Below are 21242 nucleotides of genomic sequence, written 5' to 3' on the forward strand. Positions count from 1 at the left end.
GGCCTCGCCGGCTGCTTCGTTGTTCTCAGTCACGCCGGTTAGCCTACTCGGTGGGCGGCCTCAGTCGCTCGACGGCGCCCCGATAGCCCAACCGGCAGAGGCAATCGGCTCAAACCCGATCCAGTGTGGGTTCGAATCCCACTCGGGGCACCACCTTGCGCGGACCCGCGCGGAACTGCCCGGCTCGGGACCCCGCCGGACCGACGCTCCCCCGGCGGCCGCGGACGGCCCGCGGAGGCCGGTCGGTGCAGGACACGTCACACATCTCACCCGGCCTGCAGCGCCGCGCGTCGCGCCGTGAGCTGCCTGCGGCGGACGACGAGCAGCACCGCGGCGCCCGCGAGCATGAGGACGACGGCGAGTCCGAGCGCGGCGGCGGGCGAGACCCGTCGGTCGAGGGCGGCACCGGCAGCCGCACCCAGCGCGAGGGCGACGACGGCGAGCGACCGGTCGACCCAGTTCGAGTGGACGTCGGGTGGGGCGCCCGCGAGGCGGCTGTCGCGCGCGAGGTTGCCCAGGGTGCCGGTGACGACGACCGTCGTGATGTTCGCGTTGCCGATCGGCTTGACCGCGTTGAGCTGGGACCCCATGACGACCGAGAGCAGGGCGCTGACGGCAAGCGTGCCCCCGGTGCCGAGGTCGCCCGCCAGGACCCACGCGCCGCAGAGCAGCGCGGCGAACGTGGTGCCGCCGGCGAGCGTCCACAGCGTCGACGTGGGCACGACGTCCCGGCGCCCGTGGGGCACGAGCCGCCCGGCCGCCGTCGCACCCACGAGGAACCCGAGGACCGCGATGCCGTTGTTCACCGGGTTGCCCGCCTCGCCGACGAGGGCGAACCCGAGGAACAGGACGTTGCCGGTCATGTTGCCGGCGAACACCTGGTCGAGGCTGAAGTAGCAGAGGGCGTCGACCACGCCCGAGGCGCAGGTGAGCAGCAGGAGCCCGGTGACGACGAGGGCGCGGGTGGACTCCGCCACCGGTTGCTCCCGGTGGGACCCGCTCCCCCCGCTGCCTCCCACCCGACGGACGCTAGCCGCTACGGCGCCCGGCCACCTGCGATGGGTCGCCGCTGCCGCGGGCGGGGGTCGCCGTCACTCCTCTGGGACGCCCCTGTGCGGTGTCAGCAGCCCGCGTAGGGGGCGTCCCACGGCTCCCAGGGGTGTCCCAGGGTGAGGTGCGCGCGGGACGTCACTCCCTGTGGAGCTTGTCCTGCACGGTGCCGGCGATCTTCTCGACGGTGTTCGGCAGGTCGGTGGTGCCGTAGTAGCGGGCGTCGGGCCGGGTGGGCGGCGGCATGGGTGCCGACGTCGTCGGGCCCTCGTGGTAGGTGTGCTCGCCCTTGCCGTCGACCGACGGCCCCGAGGCCCACCCGCCGTCCTTGGCCTGCTGCCCGTCGGAGAAGTTGAGGTACTGGTAGGAGACCTCGGTGTGCTCCTTCTTCTGCGGGAAGTTGCTCGGCACCGGGAGCGACTCCAGCCCGTCCGCCTTGAGCTCCTCGACAGCCCGCAGCCACTGGTTCTGGTGCATCGTGTCGCGGGCGAGGAGGAAGGCGAGCAGGTCCCGCACGCCCGCGTCGTCCGTCATGTGGTACAGCCGGGCCACCTGGACCCGGCCCTGCATCTCGGCGTTCGCGTTGGCGATGAAGTCCGCGTAGAGGTTGCCGCTCGCGGTGATGAAGGACCCCTGCCAGGGGTTGCCGTTGGAGTCCACCGGACGGGCGCCGGCCCCGGCGACGATGGCGTGCTGGACGTCCATGCCCCCGACGACGGCGGCGACGGTCGGGTCGTCCTGGACGGCGTCCTCGGTGATACCGAGCGGGGCCTTCTCGAGGAGCTGCGCGATCATCGTCGCGAGCATCTCGACGTGACCGAACTCCTCGGCCCCGATGCCGAAGACGAGGTCCCGGTACTTGCCAGGCAGGTGCATGTTCCACCCCTGGAAGGCGTACTGCATAGCGACGCTGATCTCGCCGTACTGCCCGCCCAGCACCTCCTGGAGCTTGCGGGCGTAGACGGCGTCCGGCTTGTCGGGTGTGGACTTGAACTGGAGCTCTTGCTTGTGGAAGTACATGTTTCCCCTCCGTGTCCTGGACCCGGTGCTCACTGCTCGATGTGATCCGGGTCACTCCGGACTGCGAGTGTTGCGCGGGAGGGTGCAGGGCGCACGGCGAGCGGCCGAGTGCCACCGGGGAGCTGGGAGCGCGCGCCCCGGGCGCGCGCTCCCAACGTCTGCGGCGGAGTCTCCCCCCGGGTCGCCCCGCTGTGGAAGCATTCGGAGGATGGAGCTCTTGCACCGGCTGCGGACGCGAACCGCTCGCGCCGCCGTCCGGCTCGGGGGAGAGTCGGGCTCACAGACGCGGTGGGCCGAGCGCGCCCGGATCGTGCTCTACATCCTCGCCCTCGCGCTGCTGGGGTGGGAGGTCTACCTCAGCCACATCCAGGGCCTCACGCCACTGCAGACCGTCGTGCGAGCGGCCGCGGTCCTCACCCTCGTCGGGATGCCACGCTGGCCCCTCGCCTCAGCGGCCGTCTCGATCCCCTTCCTCGTCGTGGAGATGTGGGTCAGCGTCGACCCCGTCTCCCTGATGATCGTCGTGCCCCTGCTCATGACAGGATTGCTCGTCGCCACGCAGGTACGGCAGTTCGGCTACGCCTACGCCCTCCTCATGGTCGGCGCGCTCACCTCGCTCCAACGCACCGAGCAGCCGCTCGCGGACCTCGCCACCTGGCTCACCGTCTTCCTCATCCCCTGCCTGCTCGGGGAGGGAGTGCGCTTCTGGCGAAGCTCCGTCGAGGAGATCCGGCTGGCTTCCCAGGCCCAGCTCGGCCGCCAGCGCCGCGATCTCGCCCGCGAGCTGCACGACACGTCCATCCACGACATCACCGCGATGATCATGGCGCTCGAGCGCGCCAAGCTCGTCGGCCTCGGGACGCCGAAGGCGCTCGAGGAGATCGACCACGCGATCGCCGCAGGCCGCCAGTCGGTCGTGAGCATGCGCGGCGTGCTCAAGATCCTGCGGTCCGAGGACACCCTCCAGACCCGCACGCCCGACGCCATCCCAACCGTGCTCGCATCGACGTCGACGGTGCAGCGCGCCCTGGAGGACGCCCGACAGACGCTCGGGCGGATGGGCCACGAGCTGCGCGTGCACCTCGAGGACCAGATCGACCTGCCCATGCCCCTGTCGGTCCGTACCGCGCTCGTGCGCGTCATCCAGGAGTGCACGGCGAACATGGTCAAGTACGCCGAGCCCGGCTCCCCGTGCACCGTCATGGTCGAGCGCACGGACACCGAGACCCGCGCCCTCTTCATCAACGACGTGCGGGAGGGCGGCCGCGTCGACACAGCCCTGAGCTCCGGGGTCGGCCTCATCGGCGCCCGTGAACGGGTGGAGGCTGTCGGCGGGAGCCTCGCGGTACGACATCATGATGGCAGGTGGATCATCCAGGCCCTGATCCCGACGATCAGTTCCGCTAGCGAAGGACAGGTAGAGCGTGCAGCACAGCACTGAGGGAACCGACCGCCAGACCGGGACGACACCCACCATCCGGGTGCTGCTCGTCGATGACGACCCGATGGTCCTCGCCACGCTCCAGAGCTACGTCGCGACCGCCGACGACGTCGAGGTCGTCGGGACGGGCGACGACGGCCACAAGGTGCGCGACCTCGTCCGGCAGCACACGCCGGACCTCGTCATCATGGACATCCAGATGCCGACGATGACGGGCATCGAGGCCACCCAGCAGCTGCGCAAGGAGTTCCCGGAGCTGCGCATCGTCCTGCTCACCACGTTCGACGAGGACGAGTTCCTCCTCGAGGCGCTCGACGCCGGCGCGGCGGGCTTCCTCCTGAAGAACACGAGCCCCCAGGACCTCGTCCAGTCGATCCGCCGGGCGCACAGCGGCAACCGCGTCGTCTCCCCGGGTCCGACCGATCGCCTCATCGACAACTACCTCCTGCGGTCCCCGAGCACGGCCGACGCCTCCGACATCGGCCTCTCCGGCAGGGAGCAGGAGGTCCTCGAGCTGCTCTGCCGCGGACGGTCCAACGGCCAGATCGCCGAGGAGCTGTTCGTGGCCGAGACCACCGTGAAGACCCACGTCTCCTCGATCATGCGAAAGATGGGGGTCGGCTCGCGCCTCGAGATCGTCGTCCACGCCTACGAACGGCGCCTCGTGCGCTGATTTGCTGCACCTGCAGAAATCATGCTGCCGGAGGGTGCCTCTCCTCCTTTCGTAGGATGCACTCCGCCCGGGGTGGACGCGAACATGACGATTGACCTCCATGTCCCCTCCACCACCACGAGAATGAGGCAAAGATGAAGCGCACCCTGGTCCGGGCGACCGCCGTCGCTGTCGCCGTCATCGGGCTCTCCATGGCGCCCGCCACCGCTGCGCCGGACAGCCTCGAGCTGCCCGGCGCCCCCGTGACCGCCCCGGGTCTCGAGCCCGGCGGCAGCGAGGTGAGCCCCAACCTCTCCTTCTGCCAGGTCGTCGGCTGGTGGTACTGGTGTCGCGTCTGAGCTGTTGAGCTTCTCCAGGGCGAGGGTCGGCAACGGCCCTCGCCCTGTTGCGTCCCCAGCCGGCACATGAACGACGATGCCGCGCGGTGACCGCTGGGCGCACCTAGCGTGGGTGGCATGGCCAACCGACTCACCCGCGCCCAGAGCCCCTACCTCCAGCAGCACGGGGACAACCCGGTGGACTGGTACGAGTGGGGCGAGGACGCCTTCGCCGAGGCGCGGCGCAGGGACGTCCCCCTCCTCGTGTCGGTGGGCTACGCAGCGTGCCACTGGTGCCACGTCATGGCCCACGAGTCCTTCGCGGACGAGGCGACGGCGGAGCTGATGAACACCGGGTTCGTCAATGTCAAGGTGGACCGCGAGGAGCGGCCGGACGTCGACGCGGTCTACATGGCGGCGACACAGGCGATGACCGGCCGGGGTGGCTGGCCCATGACGGTCTTCACGACGCCGGAGGGCACCCCGTTCCTCTGCGGCACCTACTTCCCGCCGGTCCCCCGCTTCGGCACGCCGTCCTTCCCGCAGGTCCTCGAGGCGGTGTCGCGGGCGTGGCGCGAGCAGCGCGCCGACCTCGAGCGCACCGGTGAGCGGGTCCGCGCCCACCTCGCGCAGGTCGCCGCCCCGGCCCCACCCGCACCGCTGGACGAGGACGTCCTCTCCCGCGCGCTGGACACCCTCGCGGCGAGCTACGACGCGCGCCACGGAGGGTTCGGCGGGGCGCCGAAGTTTCCGCCCTCGATGGTCTGCGAGTGGCTCCTGCGCCGCGCCGCACGGACGGGCGACACCCGGGCGCTGGAGATGGCCGAGGGGACGCTCACCGCGATGGCCCGCGGCGGCATCTACGACCAGCTCGCCGGCGGGTTCGCCCGGTACAGCGTCGACGAGACGTGGACGGTGCCGCACTTCGAGAAGATGCTCTACGACAACGCTCTGCTGCTCCGCGTCTACACCCACTGGTGGCGGCAGACCGGATCCCCGCTCGCCCGCCGCGTGGCCGAGGAGACCGCCGGCTGGATGCTCGCCGAGCTGCGCACCCCGGAGGGCGGGTTCGCCTCCTCGCTCGACGCCGACTCCCCCGGCGGAGAGGGCGCCTTCTCCGTATGGACCCCGGAGCAGCTGCACGAGGCGCTCGGGGAGGAGGACGGCGCGTGGGCGGCGGAGGTCTGGGGGGTCACCCCCGACGGCACCTTCGAGGAGGGCGCCTCGGTCCTCCAGCTCCCCTCCGACCCGACGGACCCCGCGCGCTACGAGCGCGTCCGCGCCGCCCTGCACGCAGTCCGCGAGGCCCGGCCGCGGCCCGCTCGCGACGACAAGGTCGTCGCCGCGTGGAACGGGTACGCCGTCACCGCGCTGGCCGAGGCGGGAGCCCTCCTCGAGCGGCCGGAGTGGGTGCACGCGGCGGAGGAGGCTGCCTCCCTCGTCCTCCGCGTGCAGGAGCGGGACGGTCGCCTGGTGCGGACGTCACGCGACGGGGCCGCCGGCACGAGTCCGGCCGTCCTCGAGGACTACGCCGCCCTGGCCGAGGGCCTGCTCACGCTCCACCAGGTCACGGGCGACGCCGCCCTCCTCGCAGCCGCAGGACGGCTGCTCGACACCGTGCGCAGCCGGTTCGCGGGCACCGACGGCACCGTCTTCGACACCGCCGACGACGCCACCGACCCCGCCGTCGCGCGGCTCGGCCGCCCGGCCGATCCGGCCGACGGACCGACGCCCTCGGGGCATGCCGTCGCCGCGGGCGCGCTCCTCACCTGGAGCGCGCTCACCGGTGACACCGCGGCCCGCGAGGAGGCCGAGGCGGCGCTGGGACGGGTGGCCGTCATCGCCGTGCGCTACCCCCGGGCCGCGGGCTGGGCGCTGGCCACCGCGGAGGCCGCGCTCGACGGACCGCGACAGGTCGCCGTCGTCGGGGACCGCGAGGACCCCCGTACCGGCGCGCTGGCGTCCGTCGCCCGGCGCTCGAGCGCGCCCGGCCTCGTGCTCGCGGTGGGCCGCGGCGCTCCCCCGCAGCTGCTCGAGGGACGTACCGAACGTGACGGCCTGCCGACGGCCTACGCCTGCCGCGGCTTCGTGTGCGACCTGCCGACGACCGACCCCGCCGTCCTCGCCGACCAGCTGCGCGGCTGAGGCCGGGAAGACGGACGCCGGCCGCCCCCCGAGGGGGACGGCCGGCGCCGACGGTCAGCGACCTCAGGACTGGGGGAGCTCCCCGAGCCGGTGGACGCGGATCGAGTTGGTCGTGCCGACCTTGCCGGGGGGCATGCCCGCGACGATGACGACGCGGTCACCCTCCTCGGCGAGGCCGGAGCTGCGGAGGACCTTGTCGACGTGGGCGACCATGTCGTCGGTGTGGGTCACCTCGGGCACCTCGTAGGTCTGCACGCCCCAACTCAGCGCGAGGGTGTTGCGCGTGGAGGTGAGCGGCGTGAAGGCCAGGAGCGGGATCGAGGAGCGCAGCCGCGACATGCGGCGGGCGGAGTCACCGGACTGGGTGAAGGTCACGAGGTACTTGACCCCGAGGAGCTCGCCGATCTCGGCGGCCGCGCGGGTGATGACGCCACCACGGGTGTGCGGGGTGGTGCCGAGCGGCGCGATGCGGTCGCTGGCCTCCTCCTCGGTGTGCTCGACGATGCGCGCCATCGTGCGGACGGCCTCGATCGGGAACTGGCCCACCGAGGTCTCACCGGAGAGCATGACCGCGTCGGCACCGTCGAGGATGGCGTTGGCGCAGTCGGACACCTCGGCGCGGGTCGGGCGCGGGTTGGTGATCATCGAGTCGAGCACCTGGGTGGCGACGATGACCGGCTTGGCGTTGCGACGGGCGAGCTCGACCGCCAGCTTCTGGACGACCGGCACCTCCTCGAGGGGCAGCTCGACGCCGAGGTCGCCGCGGGCGACCATGATGCCGTCGAACGCGTCGACGATCTCGACGAGGTTGTCGACCGCCTGCGGCTTCTCGATCTTGGCGACGACGGGGACGCGGCGTCCCTCCTCGTCCATGATCGCGTGGACGTCGTCGATGTCCGCCGCGCTGCGCACGAAGGACAGCGCGATGAGGTCGGCACCGAGGCGCACGGCCCAGCGCAGGTCCTCCTTGTCCTTCTCGGACAGGGCGGGGACGCTGACGGCGACACCGGGGAGGTTGAGGCCCTTGTTGTTGGAGACGGGGCCGGCGACCTCGACGCGGGTGACGACGCGCGGGCCGTCGACCTCGAGGATCCGCACCGCGACGCGGCCGTCGTCGATGAGGATGCGGTCACCGGGCTTGCAGTCGCCCGGGAGGCCCGAGTAGGTCGTCGAGGCCATCTCGGCGGTACCGGGGACGTCCTCGGTGGTGATGGTGAAGGTCTGGCCCTCGACGAGCTCGACCTCGCCCTCGACGAACCGCCCGAGGCGGATCTTGGGGCCCTGCAGGTCGACGAGCACCGCGACCGCGCGGCCGGAGGCCTGGGCGGCGTCGCGCACCCGGTGGTACACGGCCTCGTGCTCGGAGGCGTCGCCGTGGCTGCGGTTGATCCGCGCCACGTCCATCCCCGCGTCGACAAGGGCCTGGATCTGGTCTGCGGACTCCGTTGCCGGGCCGATGGTGCACACGATCTTCGCTCTACGCATGGTTGTCACCCTATCGCCCGAATCGGACCTCGCGAGGGGGACGTTCGGCCAGCGAACGTCCCCCTCGCTGCGCTAGCGCGCCAGTCCGGCGATGTCGGCCCCGATCGGCGCGCTGGAACGGCTCACCGGGGCGGGCAGCGCGGTGCCCCCGCCGAGGTAGCGGTCCACGGTTGCCGCGCAGGACCGGCCCTCCGCAATTGCCCACACGATGAGCGACTGGCCGCGGCCCGCGTCGCCGGCGACGAAGACGCCGGGCACGGACGTGGCGAACGTCTCGTCGTGGACGACACGCCCGCGCTCGTCGACCTCGAGCCCGAGCTGCTCCACGAGGCCCTCGCGCGGCACCCCGGAGAACCCGATGGCGATGAGGACGAGCTGGGCGGGGATGATCCGCTCGGTGCCCTCGACCGGCGTCGTGGACCGGTCCGCGTGGCGGACCACCTCGACGAGGCGGACGTGGCTGACCTTGCCCTCACCGGCGGAGCCGTCGGACAGGAGCTCGAGGGTCGCGGTGCCGAAGACCCGCTCCCCGCCCTCCTCGTGGGAGGTCGAGACGGTGAAGACGCGGGGGTCCATCGGCCACGGCTCGCCGGGTGCGCGCTCGTCGGGCCGGCGCACGTTGATGTCGATCTGGGTGACCGACCGGGCGCCCTGGCGCTTGGCGGTGCCGAAGCAGTCGGAGCCGGTGTCTCCACCGCCGATGACCACGACGTCCTTGCCGGTGGCGAGGATCTGGTCGGGGACGACGTCCCCGGCGACCACCCGGTTGGACTGGACGAGGTAGTCCATGGCGAGCACGACGCCGTCGAGCTCACGCCCCGGCACCGGGACCTCGCGGGCCACGGTGGAGCCGGTCGCGAGGACGACGGCGTCGTACCGCTCGAGCAGCTCCTCACCGGTGATGGTGGTCCCGGCCTCGACCCCCGTGCGGAAGATCGTGCCCTCGGCCTCCATCTGCTCCAGCCGGCGCGTGACCTGGACCTTCTCCATCTTGAAGTCGGGGATGCCGTAGGTGAGCAGGCCACCGACCCGGTCGTCCTTCTCGAGCACCGCGACGGTGTGGCCGGCGCGGGTGAGCTGCTGCGCGGCGGCCAGGCCGGCCGGCCCGGAGCCGATCACGGCGACCGTCCGGCCCGTCTGCCGCGGCGGCACCTGGGGGGTGACGAGCCCTTGCTCCCAGGCGTTGTCCGCGATGGACTGCTCGATGTTCTTGATCGTCACCGGCGGCTGGTTGATGCCAAGGACGCACGCGCTCTCGCACGGCGCCGGGCACAGCCGCCCGGTCCACTCCGGGAAGTTGTTCGTCGCGTGGAGCCGGCCGATCGCCGCCTCCCAGTCCTCGCGCCGGGTGAGCTCGTTCCACTCCGGGATGAGGTTGCCGAGCGGGCAGCCCGCGTGGCAGAACGGCACGCCGCAGTCCATGCAGCGGGTCGCCTGCCGCACGAGCGCCGGCGCGTCCTCCTGGCGGCGCTCGTAGACCTCGTGGAAGTCGAGGATGCGGACGGGCACCGGACGGCGGGCGGGAAGCTCGCGCTCCCGGTAGGTCAGGAAGCCGCGCGGGTCAGCCATTGGACACCTCCAGGATGGTGCTCCACACGTCCGGGGATCCGGCGTCCAGGCCCTCCTGGGCGGCGTCGGCGAGGGCGGCGGAGACGGCCGCGAAGCGGCGGGGCAGGACCTTGACGAACCGGGCGCAGGTGGCGTCGGCGTCGTCGAGGAGCTCGGCGGCGACGGTGGACCCGGTGTGCTCGAGGTGACGACGCAGGAGGTCGAGGACGATCGAGCGGTCCTCGGCGTCGAGGTCGACGAGGAGGAGCTCGCCGTCGGCGACGGCCGGGGCGTTGACCCGGGCACGGTCGAGGTCGAGGACGTAGGCGGTGCCGCCGGACATGCCGGCGCCGAGGTTGCGGCCGGTCGGACCGGCGATGAGGACCGTGCCGCCGGTCATGTACTCCAGCGCGTGGTCCCCCACCCCCTCGACGACGGCGGTCGCGCCGGAGTTGCGGACGCAGAACCGCTCCCCCACGCGGCCGGAGAGAAAGAGCTCCCCGGAGGTGGCGCCGTAGCCGATGACGTTGCCCGCGATGGTGTTCTCAGCCGCGCGCAGCCGGGAGTCGGGCTCGGGCCGGACGATGATCCGCCCGCCGCACAGCGACTTGCCGACGTAGTCGTTGGCGTCGCCGAGCAGCCGCAGGGTGATCCCGGCGGGCAGGATCGCCCCGAAGGACTGCCCCGCCGTGCCGCGCAGGGTGACGTCGATGGTGCCGTCCGGCAGCCCCGCGGACCGGTACCGGCGGGCCACCTCGTGGCCCAGGCGGGTGCCGACGCTGCGGTTGACGTTGCGGACCGGCACGTCGATGCGCACCGGTGTGCCGTCCTCCAGCGCGGGGCGGGCCTGCTCGATGAGCGCGACGTCGAGGCTCTTGTCGAGCCCGTGGTCCTGCTCGCGCACGCGCCGCCGGGCCGTCCCCGGCGCGGGGTCGATGTCGGCGAGCACGGGGCTGAGGTCCAGGCCCGCGGTCTTCCAGTGGCCCACGGCCTCGTCGGTGTCGAGCAGGTCGACGCGGCCGATGGCCTCGTCGATCGAGCGCAGACCGAGGGAGGCGAGCAGCTCGCGCACCTCCTGGGCGACGAACTCGAAGAACGTGACGATGTGCTCGGCGCGGCCGGTGAACCGCGCGCGCAGCTCGGGGTTCTGCGTCGCGATGCCGACCGGGCAGGTGTCCAGGTGGCACACGCGCATCATGACGCAGCCGGCGACGACGAGCGGCGCGGTGGCGAAGCCGTACTCCTCCGCGCCGAGCAGCGCCGCGATGAGGACGTCGCGCCCCGTCTTGAGCTGCCCGTCGGTCTGGACGACGATCCGGTCACGCAGCCCGTTGAGCACGAGCGTCTGCTGGGTCTCGGCCAGGCCGAGCTCCCACGGGCCGCCCGCGTGCTTGAGCGAGGTCAGCGGGCTGGCCCCGGTCCCGCCGTCGTGCCCGGAGACGAGGACGACGTCGGCGTGCGCCTTGGCGACGCCCGCCGCCACGGTCCCGACGCCGACCTCGGAGACGAGCTTGACGTGCACGCGCGCCTGCGGGTTGGCGTTCTTGAGGTCGTGGATGAGCTGGGCGAGGTCCTCGATGGAGTAGATGTCGTGGTGCGGCGGCGGGGAGATGAGCCCGACGCCCGGCGTGGAGTGCCGGGTGCCGGCCACCCACGGGTAGACCTTCGGGCCGGGCAGCTGCCCGCCCTCGCCCGGCTTGGCGCCCTGCGCGACCTTGATCTGGATGTCGTCCGCGCTGCTCAGGTAGTCGGCCGTGACGCCGAACCGTCCGGAGGCGACCTGCTTGATCGCCGAGCGGCGCAGCGGGTCGTGGAGGCGGTCGGTGTCCTCCCCGCCCTCACCGCTGTTGGACTTGGCACCGAGGGTGTTCATGGCGATCGCGAGCGTCTCGTGCGCCTCGGCGGAGATCGAGCCGTAGGACATGGCGCCCGTGGAGAAGCGCTTGACGATCTCGCTCACCGGCTCGACCTCGTCGATCGGCACCGGCGGGCGCTCCCCCGTCCGCAGGCGGAACAGGCCGCGCAGCGTCATGAGCCGCTCGGACTGCTCGTCCACCCGGCGGGTGTAGTCGCGGAACACGTCCATCTTGCGCGAACGGGTGGCGTGCTGGAGCCGGAAGACGGTCTCGGGGTCGAACAGGTGCGGCTCGCCCTCGCGGCGCCACTGGTACTCCCCGCCCACGCGCAGGCTGCGGTGGGCCGGGGAGATGCCCGAGGGCGGGTAGGCGGTCGCGTGGCGGGCGGCGACCTCCGCGGCGACGACGTCGAGGCCGACGCCGTCGATCGGGGCGGGTGTGCCGGTGAAGTAGGTGTCGACGAGCTCGCGGGACAGGCCGAGGGACTCGAACACCTGCGCGCCGCGGTAGGAGGAGACCGTGGAGATCCCCATCTTGCTCATGACCTTGAGCACGCCCTTGCCCAGCGCGCGGATCACGTTGGCGACCGCCTGCTCGGCGCTGACCCCGGTGACCGTGCCCCCGAGGACGAGCTCCTCGGCGCTCTCCATCGCGAGGTAGGGGTTGACCGCCGCCGCGCCGTAGCCGATGAGCATGGCGACGTGGTGGACCTCGCGCACGTCCCCGGCCTCGACGAGGAGGCTGACCTTCGTGCGGGTGCGGCGGCGCAGCGTGTGGTGGTGCACCGCGGCGGTGAGGAGCAGGGAGGGGATCGGGGCGAGCGTGGCGGTGGCGTGCCGGTCGGACAGCACGATGAAGCTCACGCCACGCTCGATGGCCTCGTCGACCTCCGCGAAGATCTCCTGCAGGCGCTGCTCGAGCGCCGCTCCCCCGCCGGCGACGGGGTACAGGCCGGACACGACGACCGAGCTCAGGCCCTTGGCGGCGCGCGCCGTGCCGAGGTGGGCGATCTTGGCGAGCTGGTCGTTGTCGATCGTCGGGAACGGCAGGACGAGCTTGCGCGCGTGCTCGGGCAGGTCGGCGAGGAGGTTGGGCTCGGGGCCGATCGCGCCGCCGAGGGAGGTGACGAGCTCCTCGCGGATCGCGTCGAGCGGCGGGTTGGTCACCTGCGCGAACTGCTGGGCGAAGTAGTCGAAGAGCAGGCGCGGACGGCTGGAGAGCACGGCGACCGGCGTGTCGGTGCCCATCGACCCGAGCGCCTCGGCGCCGGTCTGGGCCATCGGCGCCAGAACGATGCGCAGCTCCTCGTCGCTGTACCCGAACACCTGCTGGCGGCGGACCACCGAGGAGCGCGAGTGCAGGACGTGCTCGCGGTCGGGCAGGTCACCCAGGTGCAGGGTGTGCTCGGCGAGCCAGTCGGCGTGCGGGTGCTGGGCGGCGAGCTCGGCCTTGAGGGCGTCGTCGTCCACGACCTCCCCGGCGGCGGTGTCCACGAGGAACATGCGCCCTGGCTCGAGGCGTCCCTTGCGGGTGATCGTCGAGGGGTCGAGGTCGAGCACCCCGGCCTCCGAGGCGAGGACGACGATGTCGTCGGTCACCCAGTAGCGGGCCGGGCGCAGGCCGTTGCGGTCGAGCACCGCCCCGATGAGCGTGCCGTCGGTGAACGTCATGGCCGCGGGGCCGTCCCACGGCTCCATGATCGTGGAGTTGTACTCGTAGAAGGCGCGGCGTGAGGCGTCCATCTCGGCGTGGTTCTGCCACGCCTCGGGGATCATCATGAGCACGGCGTGCGGCAGGGAGCGGCCGGCGAGGTGGAGCAGCTCGAGCACCTCGTCGAAGGACGCGGAGTCGCTCGCCCCCGGCGGGCAGATCGGCAGCAGCGGCTCGAGGTCCCCGAGCAGCTCGCTGGAGGCCACGCCCTCGCGCGCCCCCATCCAGTTGCGGTTGCCACGCACCGTGTTGATCTCACCGTTGTGCGCGACGAGCCGGAACGGCTGGGCCAGCGGCCAGGAGGGGAAGGTGTTCGTCGAGAAGCGCGAGTGGACGAGCGCGAGTGCGCTCACCATCCGCGGGTCCCCGAGGTCGGGGAAGAAGGGCGCGAGCTGCGTCGTCGTGAGCATCCCCTTGTAGACGAGGGTGCGCGAGGACAGCGAGGCGAGGTAGACGCCCACCTCGTGCTCGGCGCGCTTGCGCAGCCGGTAGGCGAGGCGGTCGAGCGCGACGCCGGAGCGCGTCCCGTCGGCGTCGGTGACGACGAGGTGGCGCAGGGCCGGCATGGTCGAACGGGCCATCGGGCCGACGAGGTCGGCGACGACGGGGACCTCACGCCAGCCCAGGACCCGCAGGCCCTCCTCGGCGGCGATGCGCTCGACGGCGGCGACGGCGGCGGCGCGCTCGGTCGAGGCGCTGGTCCCGCCCGGCAGGAAGGCCATGCCGACGGCGTAGTACCCGGGGTCGGGCAGGGGGAAGCCGAGCTCCTCGCGGAGGAAGGCGTCGGGGACCTGGAGCAGGATGCCGGCGCCGTCGCCGGTGTCCTCCTCGGCGCCGACGGCGCCGCGGTGGTCGAGGTTCATGAGCGCCGTGAGGGCGGACTCGACGATCTCGCGGGAAGGGGTGCCACGGAGGGTTGCGACGAAGGCCACACCGCAGGCGTCGTGCTCGTTCGCGGGGTCGTACAGCCCCTGACGCGGCGGCGCTCCGGACTGCGGCGGGTTCCCGTGGATCGGCCCCATGAGTGTCCTTTCGTTAACAGATGTCCATGACGAGAGGTGGGGCGCCGTTGACCCAGCGTGCCGAGACTTTACGCCCCGGTGACCCTGCGGTTGGACATATGGGCCCCGGACACGGCGAACGTCTTACATCCTGGTACGAGGGCCGAGGCCGCCCTACCGAGGTCACGCTCCCTTCCACGATGCGCCTGTGGGGGGCCTCCGCGCAAGGTCGACAAGGTCACTCGCGAGCGGTCCGCGACGGAGGGGGCGGGCGTGGAGCCGGAGCTGGTCACGGGCTGCGACGCGGGGCGCTGAGGCGGGTGCGCGAGCTCGCCGGCCGCCTGTGGGGCTGGTCGGGCCGGCGGCACCCCGGCGAGCTCTCCGCGTGGTGGCGGGGGCACGGCGCGCCCCTGCCGAGATGGCAGGTGGCGAGCCGGCAGCCGGCCAGCCGCGGCGCCGGGGGCCAGGGCCACCTACGAGTCGGTGGGGCTGCGCCCCCACGCGCGCGACGTGCGGCTGGCCGGCCTGCCGGAGGCTAGTCCCGGCCGCCGGCCTCGAGCTGGAGGATCCGGCCGAGGAGGCCGTTGACGAACCGCGGCGACTCGTCGGTCGAGAGCTTGGTCGCGAGGGCGACCGCCTCGTCGACGGCGACGGCACCGGGCACGTCGTCGTTGAACATCAGCTCCCACACGCCCAGCCGCAGGATGGCACGGTCGACCGCGGGCATCCGCGGCAGCGTCCAGTCCTGGGCGTAGGTGGTGATGAGCTCGTCGATCTCGGCCGCGTGGTCGGCCACGCCCTCGACGATGTCGACGGCGTACTGCGGGAGGGCGGTCTGGGCGGTCGTGCGCTCGAGGCGCTGCGCGAGCAGCTCCCGGAGCTCGACGTCCCAGCCGGCGAGCGCGCGCTGGTCGGCCTCGTAGAGCACGTCCACGGCGCGCGCCCGCGCCTTGCTGCGTGCGGCCATCTCAGTCGTTCACGCGGCCGAGGTAGGCCCCGGTGCGGGTGTCGACCTTGACCTTGGTCCCCTGCTCGAGGAACAGGGGCACCTGGATCTCGTAGCCGGTCTCGACGGTCGCGGGCTTCGTGCCGGCCGAGGAACGGTCGCCCTGGAGGCCGGGCTCGGTGTAGGTGATCTCGAGGACGACCGAGGCGGGCAGGTCGATGTAGAGGACCCGGCCCTCGTGGGTGGCCACCGTGGCGATCTGGCCCTCGAGGAGGAAGTTCGCCGCGTCGCCGACGACGTCGCCGCTCACCGGCAGCTGGTCGTAGGTCGAGGTGTCCATGAAGACGTAGTCGTCGCCGTCCTGGTACAGGTACTGCATGTCGCGCCGGTCGACGGTCGCGGTCTCGACCTTGACGCCGGCGTTGAAGGTCTTGTCGACCGTCTTGCCCGAGAGCACGTTCTTGATCTTGGTCCGCACGAAGGCCGGACCCTTGCCGGGCTTGACGTGCTGGAACTCGACGACGGACCAGAGGTTGCCGTCGATGACGAGCACCATGCCGTTCTTCAGGTCGTTCGTGGTGGCCACAGGGATGTCCTTTCGGGGATGAGCGCCAGTCAGCCTAACGCGTGGAGGCCCCAGGCTCCCAGCGCAGCGCACGCACCGGCCCACGTGTAGGAGATGAGCGTGCCGATGATGAACCGCTCCGCAGCGGGGCTGCGCTTGTCCGGGTGGCTCTCGCGCAGCTCCGGGTAGCGGCCCAGGCCCTTGACGGCGAGGACGACGGCGATGCCCTCGGGGAACCCGGCGAGGAAGGAGCCGGTGATGGCGGCCCGCTCGAGCATCCCGATCCACGCGCCGCCTCGCAGCACCCCGTTCCCGGGGGCCTCGGACTCCACGCGCCGGAGCACGAGCGCCGTGACGACTCGGCCCAGGAGGACCGACAGGACGAGCGCTCCGGCGACGACCCCGGCGGCGGCCCACGTCATGCCGCCACCTCCGCGGTCCGCAACAGCCGCGCGGCGAGGGGGTGCAGGCGGGTCTCCTCGTGCCACAGCGCGGTGTCGAGGCGCTGGCTCACCGCCTGGGCGCTGATGCCCAGCCGGTTGGCGGCCTCCCGCTGCGTGCCGACGCGCGCCATGAGGTCGACGACCTCCCAGCCGGCGGCGGTGCGCCGGCGGACGACGGCGGCGAGGAGCTGGAGGAGCGCCTCGGCCTCCTCGGCGGCGCGGGGCTCGGCGCCGGCGACGGCGAGCGGGACGCTCACGGCCCGTCCGCGGGCGCGCTCGACGGCGTCGCGTGCGAGGACGAAGGCCTCACCGGCGCTCGCCGGCGCGCTCGACGCCAGCGGCTCGGTGACCGGGCCCGCGCCGATCCCCACGCTCCACCCGCCGAGCCGCTGGAGGAGCAGAGCCAGGCTGACGACGGCCGCGGGGTCGGCGAGCACACCCTGGACCTCGTCGCCCACGGTGCGCTGGACGGGCAGGACGAACGGGTCGCCCCACTCCTCGGCCCAGGCGGACACGGCGGTGAGCAGCCCGGGGACGGCGTCACCCCGCCGGCGGCTGCCCTTCTGGTCGGCCGTCATGACGAACATGGCGCAAGGTTAAGCCCTTGATGCGCGCAGATCAAGGCCGAGGCCTTCATCTCGCGAGGGTGGCGTACGCGCTGCGCAGCAGCTCGGGGTCGGGACCCTCGAGGCGACCCGGCCGGCCGATCCCGTCGAGGACGACGAAACGGAGGGTCGAGCCACGGGTCTTCTTGTCCCGGCCCATCGCCTCGAGGAGCTCCGCCCACCGGTCCTGGCGGTAGGTGGTCGGCAGGCCGAGCATCCCGAGCACCTCGCGGTGACGTGCGACGTCGGCGGGGTCGAGGCGGCCGGCGGCGCGGGCGAGCTCGGCGGCGAAGACCATCCCGACGGCGACGGCGTCGCCGTGCCGCCAGCGGAAGTCCTCGCTCAGCTCGATCGCGTGCGCGAGGGTGTGGCCGTAGTTGAGGAACTCGCGGCGCCCGGCCTCACGCAGGTCGGCGGACACGACGTCGGCCTTGACCTCGACCGCGCGGCGGACGAGCTCGGCGAGCACCGGCGTGGACGGGTCGAGGGCCGCCGTGCCGGCGTCGGCCTCGACGAGCTCGAGGATGCGGGGGTCGGCGATGAAGCCGCACTTGACGACCTCGGCCAGACCCGCGGCGTGGTCCTGGGGCGGCAGCGTGGCGAGGGTGTCGAGGTCGCACACGACGGCGCGGGGCGAGTGGAAGGCTCCGACGAGGTTCTTGCCCTCCGCCGTGTTGATCGCGGCCTTCCCCCCGACGGCGGCGTCGACCATGCCGAGGAGGGTCGTGGGCACGTGGACGACGGCCACGCCACGGAGCCACGAGGCGGCGACGAACCCGGCGAGGTCGGTGGCCGCCCCTCCCCCGAGCCCGACGACGACGTCCTGGCGGGTGAAGGCGGCGCGGCCGAGGCGGCCCCACAGGTCGGTGAGGACGGCGGCGGTCTTGGCAGCCTCGCCGTCGGGCACCTCGGCGGGGAGCACCTCGTGACCGGCGTCGCGCAGCACGTCGGCGAGCCGGGCGGCGCGCTCGGCGAGCGGCGGCTGGTGGACGAGCAGCACCCGGCGGGGCTCACTGCCCACGGCTCGCGCGGTCTCGGCCTCCAGGCCCCGGCCGATGAGCACCTCGTAGTCGTGCTCGGCCCGCACGGGCACGCGCGCCTCGATCATGTCTCGTCCCGGGGGCGCAGCTCCCCGCGCTCCAGCGCCTCGGCGATGAGCGTGGCGAGGCGCTCGACGGGCTCGTCGTCGGTGAGGACGACGAGGCCGGCAACCTCCTGGTACAGCGGGCGCCGGGCGTCCATGAGGGCCTTCCAGCGGGCCCTGGGGCTGTCGACGAGGAGCGGGCGCGCTCCGGACAGTCCCACCCGCGGCAGGGCCTTGGCCATGGAGACGTCGAGGTAGACGACGGGCACCGAGCGCAGCGCGGCGCGGGTCTCGGGGTGCTCGACCGCTCCTCCGCCCAGCGCGACGACCCCCTCGTGCGCCTCCAGCGCCCGGACCACGGCCGCGTGCTCGAGCGCGCGGAAGTGCGCCTCGCCGTCGTCGATGAAGATGTCGCTGATCGTGCGGCCCTCGCGGCGCTCCACGTCCTCGTCGGTGTCGAGGAGCTCGACGCCGAGGAGCCGGGCGAGCTCGCCGCCGACGGTGGTCTTCCCAGCACCGGGAGGACCGACGAGGACGACGGTGGCGCGTCGGGCGCTCATCGCAGCACCTCCGGGATCGACTCGAGGTAGGAGGTGAGGTTGCGCCGGCACTCCGCGACGGAGTCACCACCGGTCTTCTCCAGGAGCGCGTCGGCGAGCACGAGGGCGGTCATGGCCTCGGCGATGACCGCGGCCGGCGCGGCGGCGCAGACGTCGGAGCGCTGGTGGATGGCGGTGGCCGCCTCACCGGTGGCGACGTCGATGGTCCGCAGGGCGCGGGGGACGGTGGAGATCGGCTTGAGGGCGGCGCGCACACGCAGCACCTCACCGTTGCTCATCCCGCCCTCGATGCCACCGGCCCGGTTGGTCGTGCGGCGCACGCCGTGGGCGTCGCGGACGATCTCGTCGTGGGCGACCGAGCCGCGGCGCCGGGCGGTGCGGAAGCCGTCACCGACCTCGACGCCCTTGATCGCCTGGATGCCCATGAGCGCGCCGGCGAGGCGCGCGTCGAGCTTGCGGTCCCCGTGGACGAAGGAGCCGAGACCGGGCGGCAGTCCGTAGACGAGCACCTCGACGACGCCGCCGAGGGTGTCGCCGTCCCTGCGGCACTCGTCGATCTCCGCGACCATCGCGGCCGACGTCTCCGGGTGGAAGCAGCGGATGGGGTCGCCGTCGAGGGCGGCGACGTCGTCCGGGCCGGGGAGGGGGGCGCCGTCGGGCACCTCGACCTCACCGACGGACACGACGTGCGAGACGAGCCGCACACCGGCGACCTGCTCGAGGATCGCGGCGGCGACCGCGCCGAGCGCGACGCGGGTGGCGGTCTCCCGCGCGCTGGCGCGCTCGAGCACCGGCCGGGCGTCCTCCAGCGCGTACTTCGTCATGCCGACGAGGTCGGCGTGCCCGGGCCGGGGGCGGGTCAGCGGCTTGTTGCGGGCGATCTCACGGGTGTCGCCGGTGCCGGCGTCGACCTCGAGCAGCCGGGTGTCGACCGGGTCGGCGGACATGACCGTCTGCCACTTGGGCCACTCGGAGTTCGCGATCTCGATGGCCACAGGGCCGCCCATGGTGCGCCCGTGGCGCACACCGCCGAGCAGGCGCACCTCGTCCTGCTCGAACTTCATCCGGGCGCCGCGGCCGTGGCCGAGGCGCCGCCGGGCGAGGACCGAGCGGATGTCCTCCGTGGTCACCTCCACACCGGCGGGAACCCCCTCGACGACCCCGACGAGGGCCTCCCCGTGCGACTCCCCTGCTGTCAACCAACGCATGCCCGGCATCCTCCCACGGCCCACCGACGTCCTTGCCGCGCGTCCGCCAGCCGGAGCGGCGGGGCGGCGTTCAGAGCACCGGGCCGAGGCGCACGGTGAGGACCGAGGCGAGGGCCGCGCCGAGGAGCAGCCACGGCCCGAAGGCGATGGCCGTGGTCCGGGTCGCCCGGCGCGTGGCGAGGAGCACCAGCCCGGCGAGGCCACCGAGGACGAACCCGGCGACCACCCCGAGCAGGACGGCACCCCAGCCGAGCCACCCCAGCCAGGCGCCGAGCAGGGCGCCGAGCTTGACGTCGCCCATCCCCAGGCCGGTGGGCCGCAGCAGCGCGAGGAGCAGGTACCCCGCCCCGCACAGCACCGCCGCCAGCGCTGCGCGCCCGAGCCCCGCCCACTCCCCCGTGAGGGCCGCGGCGAGGACGAGGAGAGCTGCCAGCGCCGCGCCCGTCGGGCCGAGGACGGCGTTGGGCAGCCGGTGGGAGGCGAGGTCCTCGGCAGCGAGGAGGACCCCGGCGACGGCGAGCACGACGGCGGCCGGCAGGTCGGCGCGCCAGCCGTGGAGCACGACGGCGAGCACGGCGGCCACCATGCAGGCGACCGCGAGCACGGTCGGCGAAGGGCGTCTGCGCCCGGCCGCTCCGGGGAGCGCGGCGTCAGCCGCCACGGCGGGCGAGGGCGTCGGTCAGCGCCGTGCGCATCGCCTCGACCGGCGCGGGGCGGCCGGTCATGAGCCGGACCTGCTCGGCGGCCTGGTGCAGGAGCATCGCCCACCCCGGGGCGACCGCGCCGCCGTCGGCGGTGAAGCCGGCGGCGAGCCGGCTGGGCCACGGGTCGTAGGCGACGTCGAGCAGGACGCGGCCGGCGCCCTGCCCCTGCGCCGTCGCGGCGAGGTGGTCCCCGAGGTCGTCACCGGCGTGGGCGGGCAGCGTGGAGACGGTGACGTCGGCGGCGCGCACGGCGTCCGCGGCCTGCTCCGCGGAGGTCCACCGCCGCAGGGTGATGTCCACCCCCATCCGGTGGGCGGCCCGCTGGAGGGCGCCGGCGCGGGCGGGGTTGCGCACGAGCACGAGGGAGGAGGTGATGCCGAGCTCGGCCAGCGCGGCGAGGGTGGAGGCCGCCGTCGCTCCACCGCCCAGGACGACCGCGCCGTGCGGACGCCAGTCCGCACGGCCGGCCGCCTCGCGCAGGGCCGCGACGACGCCGTGGACGTCGGTGTTCGCCCCGACGAGCAGGCCGCGGCCGGGGCCGGGCTGGACGATGAGCGTGTTGACGGCGCCGACGACCTGCGCGAGCGGGTCGACGACGTCCGCGACCTCGAGGGCGACGTGCTTGAGCGGCATCGTGAGCGAGAGCCCGGCCCACTCCCCGTCCAGCGCGGCGACGACGCCGCGCAGGCCGGCCTCGTCGACCTCCGCGACGCCGTAGACCCAGTCGATGCCCAGGGCGGCGTACGCCGCGTCGTGGAGCACCGGGGACAGCGAGTGGGCCACGGGCTTGCCGAGCACGGCGGCGCGGCGCGCGCCGGCCGGCAGCGTGCCGGTCGGCGCCCGGTCGTACGTGGGCAGGACGCCCGGCACACTGCTCACGC

The 21242-nt window shown here is 73.4% G+C and carries 18 protein-coding genes and 1 tRNA gene; 5 read left to right on the forward strand and 14 right to left on the reverse strand.

The annotated features are described in order from the left end of the window. Window positions 1–76 precede the first annotated feature (76 nt). Window positions 77–153 (forward strand) — tRNA-Leu (locus tag FE251_RS08080). Window positions 154–266: 113 nt separating this feature from the next. Here the strand turns inward: FE251_RS08080 and FE251_RS08085 are convergent. Both FE251_RS08085 and FE251_RS08090 read right to left on the reverse strand, forming a co-directional pair. After that, the gene (locus FE251_RS08085) at window positions 267–977 is read right to left on the reverse strand and encodes a YoaK family protein (RefSeq protein ID WP_168202684.1); all 711 of its coding nucleotides are present in this window, start codon (window positions 975–977) and stop codon (window positions 267–269) included. 211 nt (window positions 978–1188) lie between these two features. Next, window positions 1189–2070 (reverse strand): manganese catalase family protein, encoded by an 882-nt coding sequence (locus tag FE251_RS08090; protein ID WP_139948440.1) that lies wholly within the window; start codon window positions 2068–2070, stop codon window positions 1189–1191. A 208-nt stretch (window positions 2071–2278) separates the two neighbouring features. Between FE251_RS08090 and FE251_RS08095 the strand changes: the two genes are divergently transcribed. The 4 genes from FE251_RS08095 to FE251_RS08110 all read left to right on the forward strand — a co-directional run bounded on the left by FE251_RS08095 (window position 2279) and on the right by FE251_RS08110 (window position 6646). Continuing rightward, on the forward strand, window positions 2279–3511 hold the full coding sequence (locus FE251_RS08095) for a sensor histidine kinase (protein ID WP_168202685.1): 1233 nt from the start codon (window positions 2279–2281) through the stop codon (window positions 3509–3511). Next, the gene (locus tag FE251_RS08100) at window positions 3495–4184 is read left to right on the forward strand and encodes a response regulator (protein WP_139072918.1); all 690 of its coding nucleotides are present in this window, start codon (window positions 3495–3497) and stop codon (window positions 4182–4184) included. The genes FE251_RS08095 and FE251_RS08100 overlap by 17 nt, the downstream gene beginning before the upstream one ends. 134 nt (window positions 4185–4318) lie before the next feature. Beyond that, window positions 4319–4522 carry a hypothetical protein gene (locus tag FE251_RS08105; RefSeq protein ID WP_139072919.1) on the forward strand — a complete coding sequence of 68 codons (204 nt, stop codon included), beginning with the start codon at window positions 4319–4321 and terminating at the stop codon, window positions 4520–4522. Window positions 4523–4639: 117 nt separating this feature from the next. Next, entirely contained in the window at window positions 4640–6646 is a 2007-nt protein-coding gene (locus FE251_RS08110) for a thioredoxin domain-containing protein (protein ID WP_139948442.1), read from the forward strand. A gap of 63 nt (window positions 6647–6709) precedes the next feature. Here FE251_RS08110 and pyk read toward each other — a convergent pair whose 3' ends face one another. From pyk to FE251_RS08170, 12 genes are all read right to left on the reverse strand, one after another. Beyond that, window positions 6710–8131: a pyruvate kinase gene (gene pyk / locus FE251_RS08115; RefSeq protein WP_139948443.1), complete on the reverse strand. Its 1422-nt coding sequence runs from the start codon at window positions 8129–8131 to the stop codon at window positions 6710–6712. A gap of 72 nt (window positions 8132–8203) precedes the next feature. Further along, window positions 8204–9700: a glutamate synthase subunit beta gene (locus FE251_RS08120; RefSeq protein WP_139072921.1), complete on the reverse strand. Its 1497-nt coding sequence runs from the start codon at window positions 9698–9700 to the stop codon at window positions 8204–8206. Beyond that, entirely contained in the window at window positions 9693–14267 is a 4575-nt protein-coding gene (gene gltB, locus FE251_RS08125; RefSeq protein WP_139948444.1) for a glutamate synthase large subunit, read from the reverse strand. The genes FE251_RS08120 and gltB overlap by 8 nt, the downstream gene beginning before the upstream one ends. Before the next feature lie 514 nt (window positions 14268–14781). Continuing rightward, window positions 14782–15213, reverse strand: a complete 432-nt coding sequence (gene nusB, locus FE251_RS08130; RefSeq protein ID WP_139072923.1) for a transcription antitermination factor NusB — start codon at window positions 15211–15213, stop codon at window positions 14782–14784. 1 nt (window position 15214) lies between these two features. Beyond that, window positions 15215–15778: an elongation factor P gene (gene efp, locus FE251_RS08135; protein ID WP_139072924.1), complete on the reverse strand. Its 564-nt coding sequence runs from the start codon at window positions 15776–15778 to the stop codon at window positions 15215–15217. A gap of 29 nt (window positions 15779–15807) precedes the next feature. After that, complete coding sequence (locus tag FE251_RS08140) at window positions 15808–16179, reverse strand: hypothetical protein (RefSeq protein WP_139072925.1); 372 nt, start codon at window positions 16177–16179, stop codon at window positions 15808–15810. Continuing rightward, the gene (locus FE251_RS08145; RefSeq protein ID WP_139948445.1) at window positions 16176–16787 is read right to left on the reverse strand and encodes a hypothetical protein; all 612 of its coding nucleotides are present in this window, start codon (window positions 16785–16787) and stop codon (window positions 16176–16178) included. The genes FE251_RS08140 and FE251_RS08145 overlap by 4 nt, the downstream gene beginning before the upstream one ends. 46 nt (window positions 16788–16833) lie before the next feature. Next, the gene (aroB, locus tag FE251_RS08150) at window positions 16834–17913 is read right to left on the reverse strand and encodes a 3-dehydroquinate synthase (protein WP_139948446.1); all 1080 of its coding nucleotides are present in this window, start codon (window positions 17911–17913) and stop codon (window positions 16834–16836) included. After that, window positions 17910–18449 (reverse strand): shikimate kinase, encoded by a 540-nt coding sequence (locus tag FE251_RS08155; RefSeq protein ID WP_139072928.1) that lies wholly within the window; start codon window positions 18447–18449, stop codon window positions 17910–17912. The genes aroB and FE251_RS08155 overlap by 4 nt, the downstream gene beginning before the upstream one ends. Beyond that, window positions 18446–19657 carry a chorismate synthase gene (aroC, locus tag FE251_RS08160; protein WP_223147508.1) on the reverse strand — a complete coding sequence of 404 codons (1212 nt, stop codon included), beginning with the start codon at window positions 19655–19657 and terminating at the stop codon, window positions 18446–18448. Before aroC ends, FE251_RS08155 begins: the two co-directional genes overlap by 4 nt. A 70-nt stretch (window positions 19658–19727) precedes the next feature. Beyond that, the gene (locus FE251_RS08165; protein WP_139948448.1) at window positions 19728–20243 is read right to left on the reverse strand and encodes a prepilin peptidase; all 516 of its coding nucleotides are present in this window, start codon (window positions 20241–20243) and stop codon (window positions 19728–19730) included. Between the two features lie 64 nt (window positions 20244–20307). Next, window positions 20308–21240: a shikimate dehydrogenase gene (locus tag FE251_RS08170; protein WP_330998285.1), complete on the reverse strand. Its 933-nt coding sequence runs from the start codon at window positions 21238–21240 to the stop codon at window positions 20308–20310. Window positions 21241–21242: the final 2 nt, after the last annotated feature.

The organism is Georgenia wutianyii (assembly GCF_006349365.1).
Lineage (GTDB): Bacteria > Actinomycetota > Actinomycetes > Actinomycetales > Actinomycetaceae > Oceanitalea > Oceanitalea wutianyii.

Excerpts from the sequence above, each read along its gene's own strand:
- aroB (WP_139948446.1), bottom strand. The coding sequence starts at position 17,913 with ATGATCGAGGCGCGCGTGCCCGTGCGGGCCGAGCACGACTACGAGGTG.
- FE251_RS08120 (WP_139072921.1), bottom strand. The coding sequence starts at position 9,700 with ATGGCTGACCCGCGCGGCTTCCTGACCTACCGGGAGCGCGAGCTTCCC.
- FE251_RS08165 (WP_139948448.1), bottom strand. The coding sequence starts at position 20,243 with ATGGTGGCCGCCGTGCTCGCCGTCGTGCTCCACGGCTGGCGCGCCGAC.
- aroC (WP_223147508.1), bottom strand. The coding sequence starts at position 19,657 with ATGCGTTGGTTGACAGCAGGGGAGTCGCACGGGGAGGCCCTCGTCGGG.
- FE251_RS08090 (WP_139948440.1), bottom strand. The coding sequence starts at position 2,070 with ATGTACTTCCACAAGCAAGAGCTCCAGTTCAAGTCCACACCCGACAAG.
- FE251_RS08095 (WP_168202685.1), top strand. The coding sequence starts at position 2,279 with ATGGAGCTCTTGCACCGGCTGCGGACGCGAACCGCTCGCGCCGCCGTC.
- FE251_RS08140 (WP_139072925.1), bottom strand. The coding sequence starts at position 16,179 with ATGACGTGGGCCGCCGCCGGGGTCGTCGCCGGAGCGCTCGTCCTGTCG.
- FE251_RS08110 (WP_139948442.1), top strand. The coding sequence starts at position 4,640 with ATGGCCAACCGACTCACCCGCGCCCAGAGCCCCTACCTCCAGCAGCAC.
- FE251_RS08105 (WP_139072919.1), top strand. The coding sequence starts at position 4,319 with ATGAAGCGCACCCTGGTCCGGGCGACCGCCGTCGCTGTCGCCGTCATC.
- FE251_RS08145 (WP_139948445.1), bottom strand. The coding sequence starts at position 16,787 with ATGTTCGTCATGACGGCCGACCAGAAGGGCAGCCGCCGGCGGGGTGAC.
- nusB (WP_139072923.1), bottom strand. The coding sequence starts at position 15,213 with ATGGCCGCACGCAGCAAGGCGCGGGCGCGCGCCGTGGACGTGCTCTAC.
- gltB (WP_139948444.1), bottom strand. The coding sequence starts at position 14,267 with ATGGGGCCGATCCACGGGAACCCGCCGCAGTCCGGAGCGCCGCCGCGT.
- pyk (WP_139948443.1), bottom strand. The coding sequence starts at position 8,131 with ATGCGTAGAGCGAAGATCGTGTGCACCATCGGCCCGGCAACGGAGTCC.
- FE251_RS08155 (WP_139072928.1), bottom strand. The coding sequence starts at position 18,449 with ATGAGCGCCCGACGCGCCACCGTCGTCCTCGTCGGTCCTCCCGGTGCT.